10 protein-coding genes are annotated in these 16473 nt (G+C 68.9%); 6 read left to right on the forward strand and 4 right to left on the reverse strand.

Annotated features, from left to right (window positions below; all coding sequences use genetic code 11):
• Nucleotides 1–144 precede the first annotated feature (144 nt).
• Together lepA and ACWDR4_RS29675 are read left to right on the forward strand one after the other, a co-directional pair.
• Nucleotides 145–2013 carry a translation elongation factor 4 gene (gene lepA, locus ACWDR4_RS29670; protein WP_450413169.1) on the forward strand — a complete coding sequence of 623 codons (1869 nt, stop codon included), beginning with the start codon at nucleotides 145–147 and terminating at the stop codon, nucleotides 2011–2013.
• Nucleotides 2014–2261: 248 nt separating this feature from the next.
• The gene (locus ACWDR4_RS29675) at nucleotides 2262–4136 is read left to right on the forward strand and encodes an AMP-dependent synthetase/ligase (RefSeq protein WP_450413170.1); all 1875 of its coding nucleotides are present in this window, start codon (nucleotides 2262–2264) and stop codon (nucleotides 4134–4136) included.
• An 82-nt stretch (nucleotides 4137–4218) separates the two neighbouring features.
• Here ACWDR4_RS29675 and ACWDR4_RS29680 read toward each other — a convergent pair whose 3' ends face one another.
• Together ACWDR4_RS29680 and ACWDR4_RS29685 are read right to left on the reverse strand one after the other, a co-directional pair.
• Complete coding sequence (locus ACWDR4_RS29680) at nucleotides 4219–4794, reverse strand: response regulator (RefSeq protein WP_450413171.1); 576 nt, start codon at nucleotides 4792–4794, stop codon at nucleotides 4219–4221.
• Nucleotides 4795–4806: 12 nt separating this feature from the next.
• Nucleotides 4807–8904 (reverse strand): HAMP domain-containing protein, encoded by a 4098-nt coding sequence (locus ACWDR4_RS29685; RefSeq protein WP_450413172.1) that lies wholly within the window; start codon nucleotides 8902–8904, stop codon nucleotides 4807–4809.
• A 102-nt stretch (nucleotides 8905–9006) separates the two neighbouring features.
• Here ACWDR4_RS29685 and ACWDR4_RS29690 point away from each other — a divergent pair, with 102 nt between their 5' ends.
• Together ACWDR4_RS29690 and hemW are read left to right on the forward strand one after the other, a co-directional pair.
• Nucleotides 9007–11094, forward strand: coding sequence for a SpoIIE family protein phosphatase (locus ACWDR4_RS29690; protein ID WP_450413173.1), 2088 nt, complete (start codon nucleotides 9007–9009; stop codon nucleotides 11092–11094).
• A gap of 54 nt (nucleotides 11095–11148) precedes the next feature.
• Nucleotides 11149–12381 (forward strand): radical SAM family heme chaperone HemW, encoded by a 1233-nt coding sequence (gene hemW / locus ACWDR4_RS29695; protein WP_450413174.1) that lies wholly within the window; start codon nucleotides 11149–11151, stop codon nucleotides 12379–12381.
• Between the two features lie 19 nt (nucleotides 12382–12400).
• On the opposite strand, the gene ACWDR4_RS29700 is transcribed toward hemW, so the two are convergent.
• Both ACWDR4_RS29700 and ACWDR4_RS29705 read right to left on the reverse strand, forming a co-directional pair.
• A complete protein-coding gene (locus ACWDR4_RS29700; protein WP_450413175.1) occupies nucleotides 12401–13207 on the reverse strand; it encodes a DUF3097 domain-containing protein in 807 nt (268 codons plus the stop codon).
• 31 nt (nucleotides 13208–13238) lie between these two features.
• Nucleotides 13239–13994, reverse strand: coding sequence for an MBL fold metallo-hydrolase (locus tag ACWDR4_RS29705; protein ID WP_450413176.1), 756 nt, complete (start codon nucleotides 13992–13994; stop codon nucleotides 13239–13241).
• Between the two features lie 237 nt (nucleotides 13995–14231).
• On the opposite strand from ACWDR4_RS29705, the gene hrcA reads away from it, so the two are divergent.
• Nucleotides 14232–15248, forward strand: a complete 1017-nt coding sequence (gene hrcA / locus ACWDR4_RS29710) for a heat-inducible transcriptional repressor HrcA (protein WP_330291038.1) — start codon at nucleotides 14232–14234, stop codon at nucleotides 15246–15248.
• Complete coding sequence (dnaJ, locus tag ACWDR4_RS29715; RefSeq protein WP_235479179.1) at nucleotides 15249–16385, forward strand: molecular chaperone DnaJ; 1137 nt, start codon at nucleotides 15249–15251, stop codon at nucleotides 16383–16385.
• The last annotated feature ends 88 nt before the right edge of the window (nucleotides 16386–16473 follow it).

A 16473-nucleotide genomic window follows, 5' to 3' on the forward strand; every position in this document is an offset into this window, starting at 1 on the left:
TGAGACACAGCCACCCAGACTACCAGTGGGCCTCCGAGTGGCCCAAACCGGTCCCCGGTCCCCGCCCGTGGGACCATGGAGCCTACGTATCGATCCGACCCGAGACCGCAGACACTGCGGACGCCTCAAGAATCAGGACCCTGCGTGCCCGCGATCCCTAGCCACGTCCCCGCGCCGAGCCGTACCGCCCCGGCTCAGATCCGCAATTTCTGCATCATCGCGCACATCGACCACGGCAAGTCCACGCTCGCCGACCGGATGCTCCAGCTGACCGGTGTCGTCGACCAGCGGCAGATGCGTGCTCAGTACCTCGACCGGATGGACATCGAGCGCGAGCGTGGCATCACGATCAAGTCCCAGGCCGTGCGTCTGCCCTGGGCGCCCTCGGACGACCCGGGCAACACGCACATCCTCAACATGATCGACACCCCGGGGCACGTCGACTTCACCTACGAGGTCTCGCGGTCGCTCGCGGCCTGTGAGGGGACCGTTCTCCTCGTCGACGCCGCCCAGGGCATCGAGGCCCAGACCCTCGCCAACCTGTATCTGGCGATGGAGAATGATCTGAAGATCATTCCGGTGCTCAACAAGATCGACCTTCCGGCCGCCCAGCCGGAGAAGTTCGCCGCGGAGCTCGCCAATCTCATCGGCTGCGACCCCGACGACGTACTCAAGGTCTCCGCCAAGACGGGGCTGGGCGTCGAGGCGCTGCTCGACAAGGTCGTCGCCGAGGTGCCCGCCCCGGTCGGCGTCCAGGACGCTCCCGCGCGCGCCATGATCTTCGACTCGGTGTACGACTCGTACCGCGGTGTCGTGACGTACGTACGTGTCATCGACGGGCAGCTCAACAAGCGTGAGCGGATCCGGATGATGTCCACCAACGCGACCCACGAGCTGCTGGAGATCGGCGTCTCGTCCCCCGAGATGACGCCGGCCGACGGGCTGGGCGTCGGCGAGGTGGGCTACATCATCACCGGTGTGAAGGACGTGCGGCAGTCCAAGGTGGGTGACACCATCACCACCCTGCACAAGGGGGCGACCGAGGCGCTCGGGGGGTACAAGGACCCCAAGCCCATGGTCTTCTCCGGGCTCTATCCGCTGGACGGGTCCGACTACCCCGAGCTGCGCGACGCCCTCGACAAGCTCCAGCTCAACGACGCCGCCCTCGTCTACGAGCCGGAGACATCGGCGGCGCTGGGCTTCGGGTTCCGGGTCGGGTTCCTGGGGCTTCTTCACCTCGACGTCATTCGTGAGCGGCTTGAGCGTGAGTTCGGGCTCGATCTCATCGCCACCGCGCCCAACGTGGTCTACCGGGTCGTGATGGAGGACCGCACCGAGCACACGGTCACCAACCCGAGCGAGTTCCCCGAGGGGAAGATCGACGATGTGTACGAGCCCGTCGTACGCGCCACGATCCTCGCGCCCTCCGAGTTCATCGGGTCGATCATGGAGCTGTGCCAGACCCGGCGCGGCACCCTGCTCGGTATGGACTACCTGTCCGAGGACCGGGTCGAGATCCGGTACACCCTGCCGCTCGCGGAGATCGTTTTCGACTTCTTCGACCAGTTGAAGTCAAAGACCCGGGGGTACGCCTCCCTGGACTACGAGCCCACCGGTGAGCAGGCCTCCAGCCTGGTCAAGGTCGACATCCTGCTGCACGGCGACAAGGTCGACGCCTTCTCCGCCGTCACCCACAAGGACGCGGCCTACGCCTACGGTGTGCGGCTCGTCGCCAAACTGCGCGAGCTGATCCCGCGGCAGGCCTTCGAGGTGCCCATCCAGGCCGCCATCGGGTCGCGGGTCATCGCCCGCGAGACCATCCGCGCCATCCGCAAGGACGTTCTCGCCAAGTGCTACGGCGGTGACATCTCGCGTAAGCGGAAGCTGCTGGAGAAGCAGAAGGAGGGCAAGAAGCGGATGAAGATGGTGGGCTCTGTGGAGGTTCCCCAGGAGGCTTTCATCGCCGTCTTGTCGAGCGACGACAACGTGGGGTCGGGCAAGGGCAAGAAGTAGCCGACGCCGACTCGTGGGAATCGGGAGAACGGGGGCTCGTCGCGTACGAACGCGGCTGGCCCCCTTCGCGTACGTACCGGCGGCTCTGTAGGAAGCGAACAGGCGCTCGCTGGAGAAAGTGACAGGCCGTCGCCCCTTACGCACCGGCCGGTCGCCCCTTACTCTGATCTCTGCTCGGTAGTTACTCGCGAGTTAAACAAGACCGCAATGAGCCAGCCGCCGCACTGCCGCGGGCCCCGGAGGATGTCGTGAGCGACACACAGACCTTGATCGAGAACCGTCCGCCGTCCGTGGCGGGTCTTTTCCTGGATCGCGTGGCCGCCACGCCGGAAGCCGAGGCCTACCGTTACCCGGTGCCCCCGGCCTCCGGTGAGGGCCCCGACGACTGGAAGTCGCTGACCTGGGCGCAGGCCGCCGAGCGCGTGTACGCCATCGCCGCCGGGCTCATCGAACTGGGCGTACAGCCGGAGCAGCGCGTCGCGCTCGCCTCCGCCACCCGCGTCGAGTGGATCCTCGGCGACCTCGGCATCATGTGCGCCGGCGCCGCCACGACCACGGTGTACCCGCAGACCAACACCGACGAGTCGGCCTTCATCCTCGCCGACTCCGCCAGCAAGGTGCTGATCGCCGAGGACGCGACCCAGCTCGCCAAGGCGCAGGAGAAGCGCGCCGAGCTGCCCGAACTCACCCATGTCGTGGTCATCGACCCGGCCGGCGTCGAGACCGGCGACGGGGTGCTCACCCTCGCCGAGCTGGAGCAGCGCGGTGCCGCGTATCTGGAGAAGAACCCGGACCTCATCAAGGAGCGGGTCGGGGCCATTACGAAGGACCAGCTCGCGACCCTCATCTACACCTCCGGCACCACCGGCCGCCCCAAGGGGGTCCGGCTGCCGCACGACAACTGGTCGTACATGGCGAAGGCGATCGCCGCGACCGAGCTGATCAGCGCCGAGGACGTCCAGTACCTGTGGCTGCCGCTCGCGCACGTGTTCGGCAAGGTGCTGACCTCCGGCCAGATCGAGGTCGGGCACGTCACCGCCGTCGACGGCCGCGTCGACAAGATCATCGAGAACCTGCCGGTCGTACAGCCGACGTACATGGCCGCCGTGCCGCGCATCTTCGAGAAGGTCTACAACGGGGTCGCGGCCAAGGCGCGGGCCGGCGGCGGCGCCAAGTACAAGATCTTCCAGTGGGCCTCCGGGGTCGCCCGTGAGTACGCCAAGGCCAGCCAGGACAACTTCCGGCGCACCGGCACCGCCTCCGTGCCCTTCGGTCTCGCCGCCAAGCACAAGGTCGCCGACGCGCTCGTCTTCGCCAAGATCCGCGAGGCCTTCGGCGGCAACCTGCGTGCCTGTGTCTCCGGGTCGGCCGCCCTCGCGCCGGAGATCGGCTTCTTCTTCGCCGGCGCCGGCATCCACATCCTGGAGGGCTACGGCCTCACCGAGTCCTCCGCGGCCTCCTTCGTCAACCCCGGCGAGGCGTACCGCACCGGCACGGTCGGCAAGCCGCTGCCCGGCACGGAGGTGCGGATCGCGGACGACGGCGAGATCCTGCTGCGCGGGCCCGGGATCATGGAGGGCTACCACGGGCTGCCCGAGAAGACCGCCGAGGTGCTGGAGTCCGACGGGTGGTTCCACACCGGTGACATCGGGGAGCTGTCCCCGGACGGGTATCTGCGGATCACCGACCGGAAGAAGGACCTGATCAAGACGTCGGGCGGCAAGTACATCGCGCCGGCGGAGGTGGAGGGGCAGTTCAAGGCGGTCTGCCCGTACGTCTCCAACATCCTTGTGCACGGGGCCGACCGGAACTTCTGCACGGCGCTCATCGCGCTCGACGAGCCGTCCATTCTGGGGTGGGCGAAGGACAACGGGCTTGAGGGGAAGTCGTACGCGGAGGTGGTGGCTGCGGCGGGGACGGTTGCTCTCATCGAGGGGTACGTCACGGAGCTGAATGTTGGGCTTCAGCGGTGGCAGACCATCAAGAAGTTCCGGTTGCTGCCTCGGGATCTTGATGTTGAGCATGGGGAGATCACGCCGAGTCTGAAGTTGAAGCGGCCGGTTGTTGAGCGGGAGTACAAGTATTTGATTGACGAGATGTATGCGGGGTCTCGCGAGGCGTAGCGCGGGAGGGGTGGGGTGGCGGGGGCTCGTGGCGGGTGCGGGTCGTTCGAGGCTTGTCGCGCAGTTCCCCGCGCCCCTGAGGTCAGAATCCGCGCCCCCTGTTCACCAGTTGGCGTAGGTCTCGGATCTGGCTCAGTACCGTTGCTGTGTTTGGAGGGCTGGCCCCCGACAGCTGGTCCTCCAGGTCCGCCAGCCTCGCGCTGATCTCGCCGTCCTCTGCCTGTTCCCTCGCCAGCATGCGTTCCAACTGCTGGTTCTTTCTGTGCAGGTCCAGGAAGACCGACACCTTTGCGCGGAGTACCCAGGGGTCGAACGGCTTCGTCAGGTAGTCGGCCGCGCCTGTGGCGTAGCCGCGGAAGGCGTAGCCCGCGTCGGAGTCCGTGCCTGTCAGGAAGATGATCGGGACGTCTTTCGTCTGGTCCAGGCGTTTGATGTTGGCGGCTGTCTCGAAGCCGTCCATGCCCGGCATCCGGATGTCCAGGAGGACGACCGCGAAGCGGCGGCGGAGCAGGGCCTTCATCGCCTCCTCGCCCGAACGGGCGCGCACCAGCGGCTCGTTGAGGGAGGCCAGGACGGCCTCCAGTGCGATCAGGTTGTCCTCCATGTCGTCGACCAGGAGGATGCCGGCGCGTTCGTCTGTCGTTTCCTCAGGGGTCATCGTGAGGGTGCCTCACTCGGTCGCCGTCTTGTCCAGTGCCTCGCCGTTCGGGCGCTCGGGGTCCAGGAGCGCGCAGACCACGGTCAGCAGCTGGTCGACATCGACGGGCTTGGGTACGTAGTCGTTGGCGCCGCGGGCGATCGACTTCTCGCGGTCGCCGGGCATCGCCTTGGCGGTGAGGGCGACGATGGGCAGGTCCGCCCACCGCGGGGTGCGGCGGATGGCGGAGATCGTCTCGTAGCCGTCCATCTCCGGCATCATGATGTCCATCAGTACGAGTTCGACGTCCGGGTTGCCTTCCAGGGTCTCTATGCCTTCGCGGCCGTTCTCCGCGTACAGCACCGGCATTCCGACCCGCCCCAGCACATGGGTGAGCGCGAAGACGTTGCGGATGTCGTCGTCGACGATCAACACCCGCCGTCCGGGCAGGACCTGGCCCGCCCGGCCCACCTTCCAAGCCTCCAGCTTGGTCGGCGCGGGCCAGGAGTCGTCCGTGTCGTGGGTTGTGTAGGGCTCGGTGGACAGCTGCTCGGGCAGCGACAGTTGGTGGTCCTGCGGCGTGTTTCCGCTCGGTGTGTGGCCGGGGCTGACGACAGGGACGTACAGGGTGAAGGTCGAGCCCTTGGTTGGCACGCTCTCGGCGATGATCCTGCCGCCCAGCAGGCCGGCGATCTCCCGGCTGATGGACAGACCGAGGCCCGTGCCGCCGTACTTGCGGTTCGTCGTGCCGTCGGCCTGCTGGAACGCCTCGAAGATGACCGGGAGTTTCTCGGCGGCGATCCCGATGCCCGTGTCGGAGACTGCGAAGGAGATCACGTCGTCGCTGTTCTCGCGGGTGTAGAGGTGATCGGGGTCCGTGATCCGGCTGACCCGGAGTTCCACCCGGCCGGTCGCCGTGAACTTGATCGCGTTGGAGAGGAGGTTGCGCAGGATCTGCTGGAGGCGCTGCTCGTCCGAGTACATCTCGCGCGGTACGTCCTCACCGACCGCCACCTCGAACGAGAGCCCCCGGTCGAGGGTGAGCGGGCGGAAGGTCGCGTGGACGTAGTCGAGGAGCTTGATCAGCGGCAGCTTCTTCGGGCGTACGTCCATCCGGCCGGCCTCGATCTTCGACAGGTCGAGGATGTCGTTGATGAGCTGGAGGAGGTCCGAGCCCGAGCGGTGGATCGTCGTCGCGAACTGGACCTCCTGGTCGGTGAGATGACCGTCCGGGTTGTCGGAGAGCAGGCGGGCCAGGATGAGGAGCGAGTTGAGGGGGGTGCGGAGTTCGTGCGACATGTTCGCCAGGAACTCCGATTTGTACTGGGACGATGTCGCCAACAGGGCTGCTTTTTCCTCCAGTTCCGCGTTCGAGCGCTGCAACTCCGCCTGCTGTTTCTGGAGTTCGTCCGAGCGTTCCTGGAGCTGCATGGCGAGGCGCTGGGACTCGCCGAGCAGGGACTCCGTACGGGAGTTGGCGATGATCGTGTTGATCGCGACGCCGATCGTGTTCACGAACTGGTCGAAGAACGCCAGGTGGACGTCCGAGAAGCGGGAGAACGAGGCGAGTTCGATCACGCCGAGCAGCTTGTCCTCGAAGAGGATCGGGATGATCACGACGCTGGCCGGGGCGGCTTCCCCCAGGCCGCTGTTGATTTTGATGTAGTCCGGCGGGGCCTCCTCCACCAGGATGCGCTTCTTCTCGCGTGCCGCCTGGCGGACGAGGCCGTGCACCGGCATCCCGCCCGTGTCGACCGTCGCGCCCTGCGCCGAGCCGTAACCGGCGATGAACGCCAGGCCCTTGGCCGGGACCGGCGCGCGCAGGCTGGCGCTGTCCTCGTCCGGGTCGGCCAGGAAGAACGCCCCGTACTGCGCGTTCACCAGCGGGGTCAGCTCGCGCAGGATCAGGTCGGCGACCTCCATCAGGTCCCGGTGGCCCTGCATCAGGGCGGCCAGACGGGCCAGGTTCGACTCCAGCCAGTCCTTCGCGCGGGTCGTCTCACGGAGGTTGGCCACCATCAGGTTGATGTTGTCCTTCAGCTCGGCGACCTCGCCGCGCGTCTCCACCGAGATGGAACGGGACATGTCTCCCTGGGCCACCGCCGAGGCGACCTCGGCGATCGCGCGGACCTGCGTGGTCAGGTTCAGGGCGAGTTCGTTCACGTTCGTCGTCAGGCGCTTCCAGGTGCCGTACACGCCCTCGACCCTTGCCTGGCCGCCGAGTTGGCCGTCGATGCCCACCTCGCGGGCCACGCGCGTGACCTCCGAGGAGAAGGACGACAGCGTGTCCACCATGGTGTTGATGGTGGTCTTCAGCTCCAGGATCTCGCCCCGCGCGTCCACGTCGATCTTCTTCGAGAGGTCGCCCTGGGCCACCGCCGTCGCCACCTGGGCGATGTTCCTGACCTGCGAAGTCAGGTTGTCCGCCATGTAGTTGACGTTGTCGGTCAGGTCCCGCCAGACCCCCGACACGCCCAACACCTGGGCCCGCCCGCCCAGTCGGCCGTCGGTACCGACCTCGCGAGCCACGCGGGTCACCTCGTCGGCGAAGGCACGCAGCTGCTCCACCATCGTGTTGACAGTGTCCTTGAGTTCGAGGATCTCGCCTCGGGCGTCCACCGTGATCTTCTTCGACAGGTCGCCGTTCGCGACCGCCGTGGTGACCTGAGCGATGTTCCGCACCTGTGAAGTCAGGTTCAGGGCCATGAAGTTGACGTTGTCGGTCAGGTCTTTCCAGACGCCCGACACGCCTCGCACCTGCGCCTGGCCGCCGAGGTTGCCTTCGGTGCCGACCTCGCGGGCGACCCGCGTCACCTCGTCGGCGAAGGCGGAGAGCTGGTCGACCATGGTGTTGATCGTCGACTTGAGTTCGAGGATCTCGCCCTTCGCCTCCACCGTGATCTTCTTGCCGAGGTCGCCCTGGGCCACGGCCGTGGAGACGAGCGCGATGTTGCGGACCTGCGAAGTCAGGTTGTCCGCCATGAAGTTGACGTTGTCGGTCAGGTCCTTCCAGACGCCTGACACACCTCGCACCTGGGCCCGGCCGCCGAGGTTGCCTTCGGTGCCGACCTCGCGGGCGACGCGGGTGACTTCGTCGGCGAAGGCGGAGAGCTGGTCGACCATCGTGTTGATGGTCGACTTGAGTTCCAGGATCTCGCCCTGCGCGTCGACCGTGATCTTCTGGCTCAGGTCGCCGTTCGCCACGGCCGTCGTCACCTGGGCGATATTGCGGACCTGCGAAGTCAGGTTCGACGCCATGAAGTTGACGTTGTCCGTCAGGTCCTTCCAGACACCTGACACGCCCCTCACCTGTGCCCGGCCGCCCAACTGGCCCTCTGTGCCCACCTCGCGGGCGACCCGCGTCACCTCGTCGGCGAACGCGGAGAGCTGGTCGACCATCGTGTTGACGGTCAGCTTCAGTTCGAGGAGTTCGCCGGTCGCCTCGACCGTCACCGTGCGGGTCAGATCGCCCCGGGCCACCGCCGTGGTCACCAGGGCGATGTCACGGACCTGGGCGGTCAGCCGGGACGCCATCGTGTTGACCGCCTCGGTCACATCCCGCCAACTGCCCGACAGACCCTGCACCTTGGCGCGTCCGCCGAGCCGCCCCTCCGTACCGACCTCGCGCGCGACCCGGGTCACCTCACCGGTGAACAGCGACAACTGGTCGACCATCTTGTTCACGGCCCGGCCGAGTCTGCGCAGATCGCCGCGCAACTGCCGGTTCCCGTCGTGCAGATCGACCCGCTGGGTCAGATCGCCGCCGGCCACCGCGTCCAGGACACGCGTCGCGTTCGCCGCGGGAGCCACCAGGGCGTCCAACAGGCCGTTCACGTCGTTGACCCGGGAGGTCCAGTGGCCCTGGCCGGGGCTCGCGGAGAGACGCTCGTCGAGGCGGCCGTGCCGGACCAGTTCCCGTCGTACGCGCTGTACCTCGGAGTTGAAGTGCAGATTGCGGTCCATGATCTGGTTGAACGCGGAGCTGAGTTCGGCGACCAGACCGTGGCCGGTTTCCGGCACCTTCGCGAAGTCGCCGTCCCGGGCGGCCGTCATCGCGGCGAGCAGCGGACGCAGATCCGATGCCCGAATCTGTCCGTCTTCGAGCACTTGCGTAGCACTGTTCTCACTCATGGCGGCCCACTTCGGTAACTCGGTGCTTATGGGCGTGGTCAGTCTGTCACTCTGGCCGCGTCCACTGAGGTGCATTCGTCCGAACTGCTCGGGGAGCTGTCGATGGGGGCCATTCCGACGCAACGGGAGACCGCGTCCCGTGCGCTGTCCCGTGCGTCCGGCGCGCCCGCGCGCCGGGGTGCGGACCGGCGCACGGTCACCCACGCCACGCTCGGCGGCGGCCCCCTCGCGCCCGGCGCCGCCCGTGGCCTCGTACGCGCCGCCCTCGCCGAATGGGCCCGACTCGGCCTGCCCGGCGCCGGAGCACTGCCTGAGCGGCTCGTCGACGACGCCATGGTGGTCGTCAGCGAACTCGTCACCAACGCCGTCGTCCACGCGGGGACGGACGTGGAGCTGGCGTGTCGCCTGGAGGCACCGGAGGAAGGAGAGGGGCCGGGGCAGGGGGAAGAAGAGGCGGAGGACGGAGTCGGCGTCGCGCTCGTCGTCGAGGTGTCCGACCACCATCCCTCCCGCGCGCCCCGGGACGCCGGCGCTGAACTCCCGTACGACATACCGGAGTACGGGCGTGGCCTCCGCCTCGTCTCCGTGCTCTCCGAGGCCTGGGGCGTCACCTACCGCACCGGCACCAAGACCGTCTGGGCGCGGCTCCCCGCCGAGGGCATCACCCTCGACGACGACATCGAGGTGTACGCCGGCACACACGCCCTCGGGCACGGGTTACGGGTCGCCGAGATCCTCGCCCCCGAGCCGCAGCGCGGCGCCCGCGACCAGGAGTGGCTGAATCACGGCGCCCTCTCCTTCCTCGCCGAGGCCTCCGACCTGCTCGCCGGACAGCTCGACGAGGACCTCGTCGCCGCGCTCACCGGACAGCTCCTCGTGCCACGCCTCGCCGACTGGTGCGCGGTGTGGCTGGAGGACGAGTCGATGGGGCGCGGAAGCGGAAGCGGCAGCTGGGGCGACGGGAGCGGTGGGAGCGGCGGGGGCGGGCCCCGGCTCGCCCGGGTCTGGCACAGCAGCGAGGACCGTATCGAGGAGCTGCGCCGCGCCCTGGAGAAGGACCCGCCGCGTACGCCCGACACCACCAGAACCGGACCGGTCCCCGTGCCCTGGCCCGGCGAGGCGCTCGGCGGGCGCGGGGAGACCGGTTCCGCGCTCGCCTACCGGCTGGTCGCGGGCGGCCGGCCGCTCGGCACGCTGGTCATCGGGCGGGCCGGGATGATCCGCTTTCCCGACGAGGTCACCGGCCTGGTCGAGGATCTCAGCCGCCGGGTCGCGCTCGCCATCGGCGCCGCCCGCCAGTACGCCCGCCAGGCCACCATCAGCCGTATCCTCCAGCGCGGGCTGCTGCCCGGCGCGGTCGCCGAGATCCCTGGTGTGAGCAGTGCTCTCGTCTACGAGCCCTGCGACAAGGGCGGGCCCAGCGGCGACTTCTACGACCTCTTCCCGGCCGGCGACGGCCGCTGGTGCTTCGCTGTCGGCGACGTCCAGGGCAAGGGGCCGGAGGCGGCCGTGGTGATCGGCCTCGCCCGGCCCTGGCTGCGGCTGCTCGCCCGCGAGGGATACCGGGTCGCGGACGTCCTCGACCGCCTCAACCAGCTGCTTCTCGACGATGCCACGGAGACGGCGGACGCGGCGGCCCGGGCGCTGGTCGCGGCGGACGCTCGGGCCGCGGTCCAAGCCGTCGTGGCGGCTGGTGCGGCGGGTTCGGCGGTCGTGTCGGCGGGTTCGGCCGTCGCGGCTGTTCCCGCCGGGTTATGGGCGGGCGAGGGGCCGCCGCAGACCCGGTTCCTCTCCCTCCTCTACGGCGAACTCGCACCCTTCGACGGAGGCGTGCGCTGCACCCTCGCCTCGGCCGGGCATCCGCTGCCGCTGGTGCTCCGGGCGAGCGGTGAGGTCCGTACGGCCGCAGAACCCCAGACCCTGCTCGGGGTCGTCGAGGACGAGACGTACACGAGCGAGAGCTTCGAGCTGCTGCCCGGCGACACCCTGCTGTGCGTCACCGACGGGGTCACCGAGCGGCGCTGCGGGCCCCGCCAGTTCGACGACGGCGACGGGCTGGCGAGCGCCCTCGTGGGCTGCGCCGGGCTGAGCGCGCAGCAGATCGCGGAACGTATCCGCCGGCTCGTGCACGAGTTCGGGGAGAAGCCGCCCGAGGACGATCTGGCGTTGCTGGTGCTGCAGACCGAATGAGGCGGGCTCGGGACATGGGGTGGGTTGTCCTACCGGTGCTGGACAATGGAACGCATGCCCTCCGCACTTCCCGACGGTGATCCCGTCCCCGACGACGGCTCCCTGCCCGCCTCCGCGCTCGCCGGGGCCGCGGACCGTCCCCTCGGGTTCTACCTCCACGTCCCGTACTGCGCGACCCGCTGCGGCTACTGCGACTTCAACACCTACACGGCGACCGAGCTGCGCGGCACGGGCGGTGTCCTGGCGTCCCGCGACAACTACGCGGACACCCTGATCGACGAGGTCAGGCTGGCGCGGAAGGTACTCGGCGACGATCCGCGGCCGGTCCGTACGGTGTTCGTCGGAGGCGGCACTCCTACGCTCCTGGCCGCCGACGATCTCGTACGGATGCTGCGGTCGATCCGTGACGAGTTCGGCCTCGCGGACGATGCCGAGGTGACGACGGAGGCGAATCCGGAGTCCGTGGACGAGCGGTATCTGGCCACTCTGCGTGAGGGCGGTTTCAACCGGATCTCGTTCGGGATGCAGAGCGCGAAGCAGCATGTGCTGAAGGTGCTGGACCGTACGCACACGCCGGGGCGTCCGGAGGCGTGTGTCGCGGAGGCGCGGGCCGTGGGGTTCGACCATGTGAACCTCGACCTGATCTACGGCACCCCGGGCGAGTCCGACGACGACTGGCGGGCCTCGCTGGACGCGGTGCTGGGGGCGGGGCCGGATCACGTCAGCGCGTACGCCCTGATCGTGGAGGAGGGTACGCAGCTGGCTCGGCGTATTCGTCGGGGCGAGGTTCCGATGACTGACGATGACGTCCACGCTGACCGGTATCTGATCGCCGACGAGGTGCTCGGGGCGGCCGGTTTCGAGTGGTACGAGGTGTCGAACTGGGCGACTTCGGTGGCTGCCCGGTGTCTGCACAACGAGCTGTACTGGCGGGGCGCCGACTGGTGGGGGGCGGGGCCCGGGGCGCACTCGCATGTCGGCGGGGTTCGCTGGTGGAACGTGAAACATCCGGGGGCGTATGCGGGGGCCCTGGCGGTGGGGCGGTCGCCGGGGGCGGGGCGTGAGGTGTTGTCGGAGGAGGATCGGCGGGTCGAGCGGGTGTTGTTGGAGTTGCGGTTGCGGGAGGGGGTGCCGTTGTCCCTTCTGCGTGAGGAGGGGCTTGCGGCGGCTCGGCGGGCTCTGGGGGAGGGGCTGCTTCGGGCTGGCCCGTACGAGGACGGGCGGGCCGTGCTTACGCTGCGCGGGCGGTTGCTGGCGGATGCGGTGGTGCGGGACCTGGTGGACTGAGGAAAAAGGCGGTCCGGGCCTACTCCGGTGCTGTGACGAAGTCGATCAGGTGTTCCACGGAGCGCAGTAGTTCCGGCTCCAGGTCCCGGTAGGAACCCACCCGCTCCAGGATCGCCTGCCACACCGCACCCGTGTTCTCCGGCCAGCCGACCGCGCGGCAGACGCCCGTCTTCCAGTCCTGGCCGTGGGGGATCCGGGGCCAGGACTGGATACCCAGGGACGACGGCTTCACCGCCTCCCAGATGTCGATGTACGGGTGCCCGACGACCAGGGCGTGCTCGCTGGTCACCGACGCCGCGATACGGGACTCCTTGCTGCCCGGGACCAGGTGGTCCACGAGAACGCCGAGGCGGGCGTCCGGGCCGGGGTCGAATTCGGCCACGATCGCGGGGAGGTCGTCCACGCCCTCCAGGTACTCCACGACCACGCCCTCGATGCGCAGATCGTCGCCCCACACCTTCTCGACGAGTTCCGCGTCGTGCCGGCCCTCGACGTAGATGCGCCCCGCGCGGGCCACGCGCGCGCGTGCACCGGGGACCGCGATCGAGCCGGAGGCGGTGCGGGACGGCGTGGCGAGGGCGGCCCCGGACGGGCGTACCAGCGTCACCACCTTGCCCTCCAGCAGGAAACCCCGTGGCTCCAGCGGGAACACGCGGTGTTTGCCGAAGCGGTCCTCCAGGGTGACCGTGCCCGCCTCGCAGCGGATCACCGCGCCGCAGAAGCCCGTACCCGGCTCCTCGACCACCAGGCCCGGATCCGCCGGGACCTGCGGCACGGGCTTGGGCTTCTTCCACGGTGGGGTCAGGTCCGGAGAGTACTGGCGCATTCGGATGACGATAGGAGAAGCTCCCGCGTCGTCAGTTCACTCCTCGCCTCGACACGCCGAAACGGGTTGCCAGCGCGTCCCGTTGGGCCCGTACGAACGCCGCGTCCACCACCGCTCCGTGACCGGGGACGTACAGCGCGTCCTCGCCGCCCAGGGTCAGGAGACGGTCGAGGGCTGCGGGCCAGTGGGAGGGTGCGGCGTCGGGGCCCGCCTGGGGTTCGCCCGACTCCTCGACCAGGTCGCCGCAGAAGACGACGGTCGGGTCGCCCGGTACGACGGCCACCAGGTCGCCGCGGGTGTGGCCGGGGCCGGCGTTCACCAGGTGTACCTCCGGGCCGTCGGGCAGGGCGAGGGTCAGTGTGTCCCTGACGCCTTCGTGCGGGACCACCAAGGTGTCCGCCGCCCCCTCCGCCGCACGGGCGTCCAGACCGTTGCGTACGGCGTCCGCGCACAACGCCGCGCGCCCCACTTCCCCGAATTCGTCGTTCGGGCCCAGCGCCGCGAGCACATGCGCACCCGCGAACGCCGCCGCTCCGAAAACATGGTCGAAGTGGGCGTGTGTCAGTGCGAGAAAATCCACCCGGCGGCCGGCCAGTTTCTGGGCCTCCAGGCGCAGGGCCGAGCCCTCCGCGAGGCTCGATCCCGCGTCGATCAGCAGTGCGCCGCCCGCCCCCACGACCAGCCCCACCGTGCAGTCCCAGACCGGCAGCCGGCGTCTGCCCACCCCGGCCGCCAGGCGCTCCCAGTCCAGGTCGCCCCACCCCGGCTCTTCCCAAGTCACCTTCATGCGGCGACGCTAGCCGGAGAAGGCGGGGAGGTGGGGGAGTCGGCGGGCGGAGTGCCTTGCCGCGGACACGACATCGCAGGACAGGTCGGTACACGTCGGCAGATCGGCGCAGGCCGCCCTTGCCGGGGGCGTACCCGACAGCCGTACACTGGGCCGGGGAACTCTGGCACTCGCACACGAAGAGTGCCAGGGACGGCCCAGGCACTCAGGGGACGACAGCAGTTGGAGGTGTGCGCGATGCTCAGTGAACGCAGGCTCGAAGTGTTGCGCGCCATCGTCCAGGACTATGTCGGCACCGAGGAACCGGTCGGGTCCAAGGCACTCACCGAGCGGCACAACCTCGGGGTCTCCCCGGCGACCGTCCGCAACGACATGGCGGCGCTGGAGGACGAGGGCTTCATCGCCCAGCCGCACACCAGCGCCGGGCGTATCCCGACCGAGAAGGGCTACCGGCTCTTCGTCGACAGGCTCGCCGGCGTCAAGCCGATGACAGCTCCCGAGCGGCGCGCCATCCAGAATTTCCTGGACGGTGCTGTCGACCTCGATGATGTCGTCGGGCGGACGGTCCGGTTGCTCGCCCAGCTGACGCGGCAGGTCGCCGTCGTGCAGTATCCGTCGCTCACCCGGTCGACCGTGCGGCACGTGGAGCTGCTCTCGCTCGCTCCAGCGCGCGTGATGCTCGTACTGATCACGGACACCGGCCGCGTGGAGCAGCGGATGATCGACTGCCCGGCGCCCTTCGGGGAGACCTCTCTGGCGGATCTACGCGCGCGGCTCAACAGCCGGGTCGCGGGCCGCCGCTTCGCGGACGTGCCACAGCTCGTGCAGGACCTCCCGGACGCCTTCGAGGCGGAGGACCGGGGTACGGTCGCGACGGTGCTCTCCACCCTCCTGGAGACGCTCGTCGAGGAGGCCGAGGAGCGGCTGATGATCGGCGGAACCGCCAATCTGACCCGCTTCGGACATGACTTTCCCCTCACTATCCGGCCGGTCCTCGAAGCTCTGGAGGAACAGGTCGTACTTCTCAAACTCCTTGGTGAGGCCGGGGATTCGAGCATGACCGTACGAATCGGTCACGAGAACAAATACGAGGGACTCAACTCCACGTCCGTCGTGTCGGTCGGCTACGGTTCGGGCGGCGAGGCAGTCGCCAAGCTCGGCGTGGTCGGACCGACCCGCATGGACTACCCGGGAACGATGGGAGCGGTACGCGCAGTGGCACGGTACGTCGGACAGATCCTGGCGGAGTCGTAAGTGGCCACGGACTACTACGCCGTACTCGGCGTACGCCGCGACGCGTCCCAGGACGAGATCAAGAAGGCGTTCAGGAGGCTCGCCCGCGAGCTGCACCCGGACGTCAACCCCGATCCGAAGACGCAGGAGCGGTTCAAGGAGATCAACGCCGCGTACGAGGTGTTGTCGGACCCGCAGAAGAAGCAGGTCTACGACCTCGGTGGCGATCCGCTGTCCCAGGCGGGCGGCGGAGGCGCGGGCGGCTTCGGCGCCGGTGGCTTCGGGAACTTCTCGGACATCATGGACGCGTTCTTCGGAACGGCGTCCCAGCGTGGGCCGAGGTCGCGTACGCGGCGCGGCCAGGACGCGATGATCCGGCTCGACATCGAGCTCGATGAAGCTGCCTTCGGGACCACGAAAGACATTCAGGTCGACACCGCCGTGGTGTGCGGTACCTGTAGCGGTGAGGGCGCCGCGCCTGGGACCTCCGCCCAGACCTGCGACATGTGTCGCGGGCGCGGTGAGGTGTCCCAGGTGACTCGGTCCTTCCTGGGCCAGGTCATGACCTCGCGGCCCTGCCCGCAGTGCCAGGGGTTCGGGACCGTCGTTCCGACGCCGTGCCCCGAGTGCGCCGGTGACGGGCGGGTGCGGTCGCGGCGGACGCTGACCGTGAAGATCCCCGCGGGTGTCGACAACGGTACGAGGATCCAGCTCGCCGGTGAGGGTGAGGTGGGGCCCGGTGGTGGTCCCGCCGGTGACCTGTACGTCGAGATCCATGAGCTGCCGCACTCGCAGTTCCAGCGGCGCGGGGACGATCTGCACTGCACGGTGACTCTGCCGATGACGGCGGCGTCCCTGGGCACCAAGGTGCCGCTGGAGACGCTCGACGGGCTGGAGGAGGTCGACATCCGTCCGGGCACACAGTCCGGGCAGTCGATTCCACTGCACGGGCGGGGGATTACCCACCTTCGGGGTGGGGGGCGTGGTGACCTGATCGTGCATGTCGAGGTCATGACTCCGTCGAAGCTTGATCCTGAGCAGGAGCGGTTGCTGCGGGAGCTGGCGAAGCTGCGGGGGGAGGAACGTCCTACGGGGCAGTTCCAGCCTGGGCAGCAGGGGTTGTTCTCGCGGTTGAAGGATGCGTTTAACGGGCGCTGAGGGAGGGGGCGGGGTGGGTTTGTTTCGCCCCCGCCGCCCCTACCCGTCCCATCCTCGGGGGCTCCGCCCCCCGATCGGAGGTCGGTCC

The sequence above is a fragment of the Streptomyces sp. NPDC000878 genome (assembly GCF_053599695.1).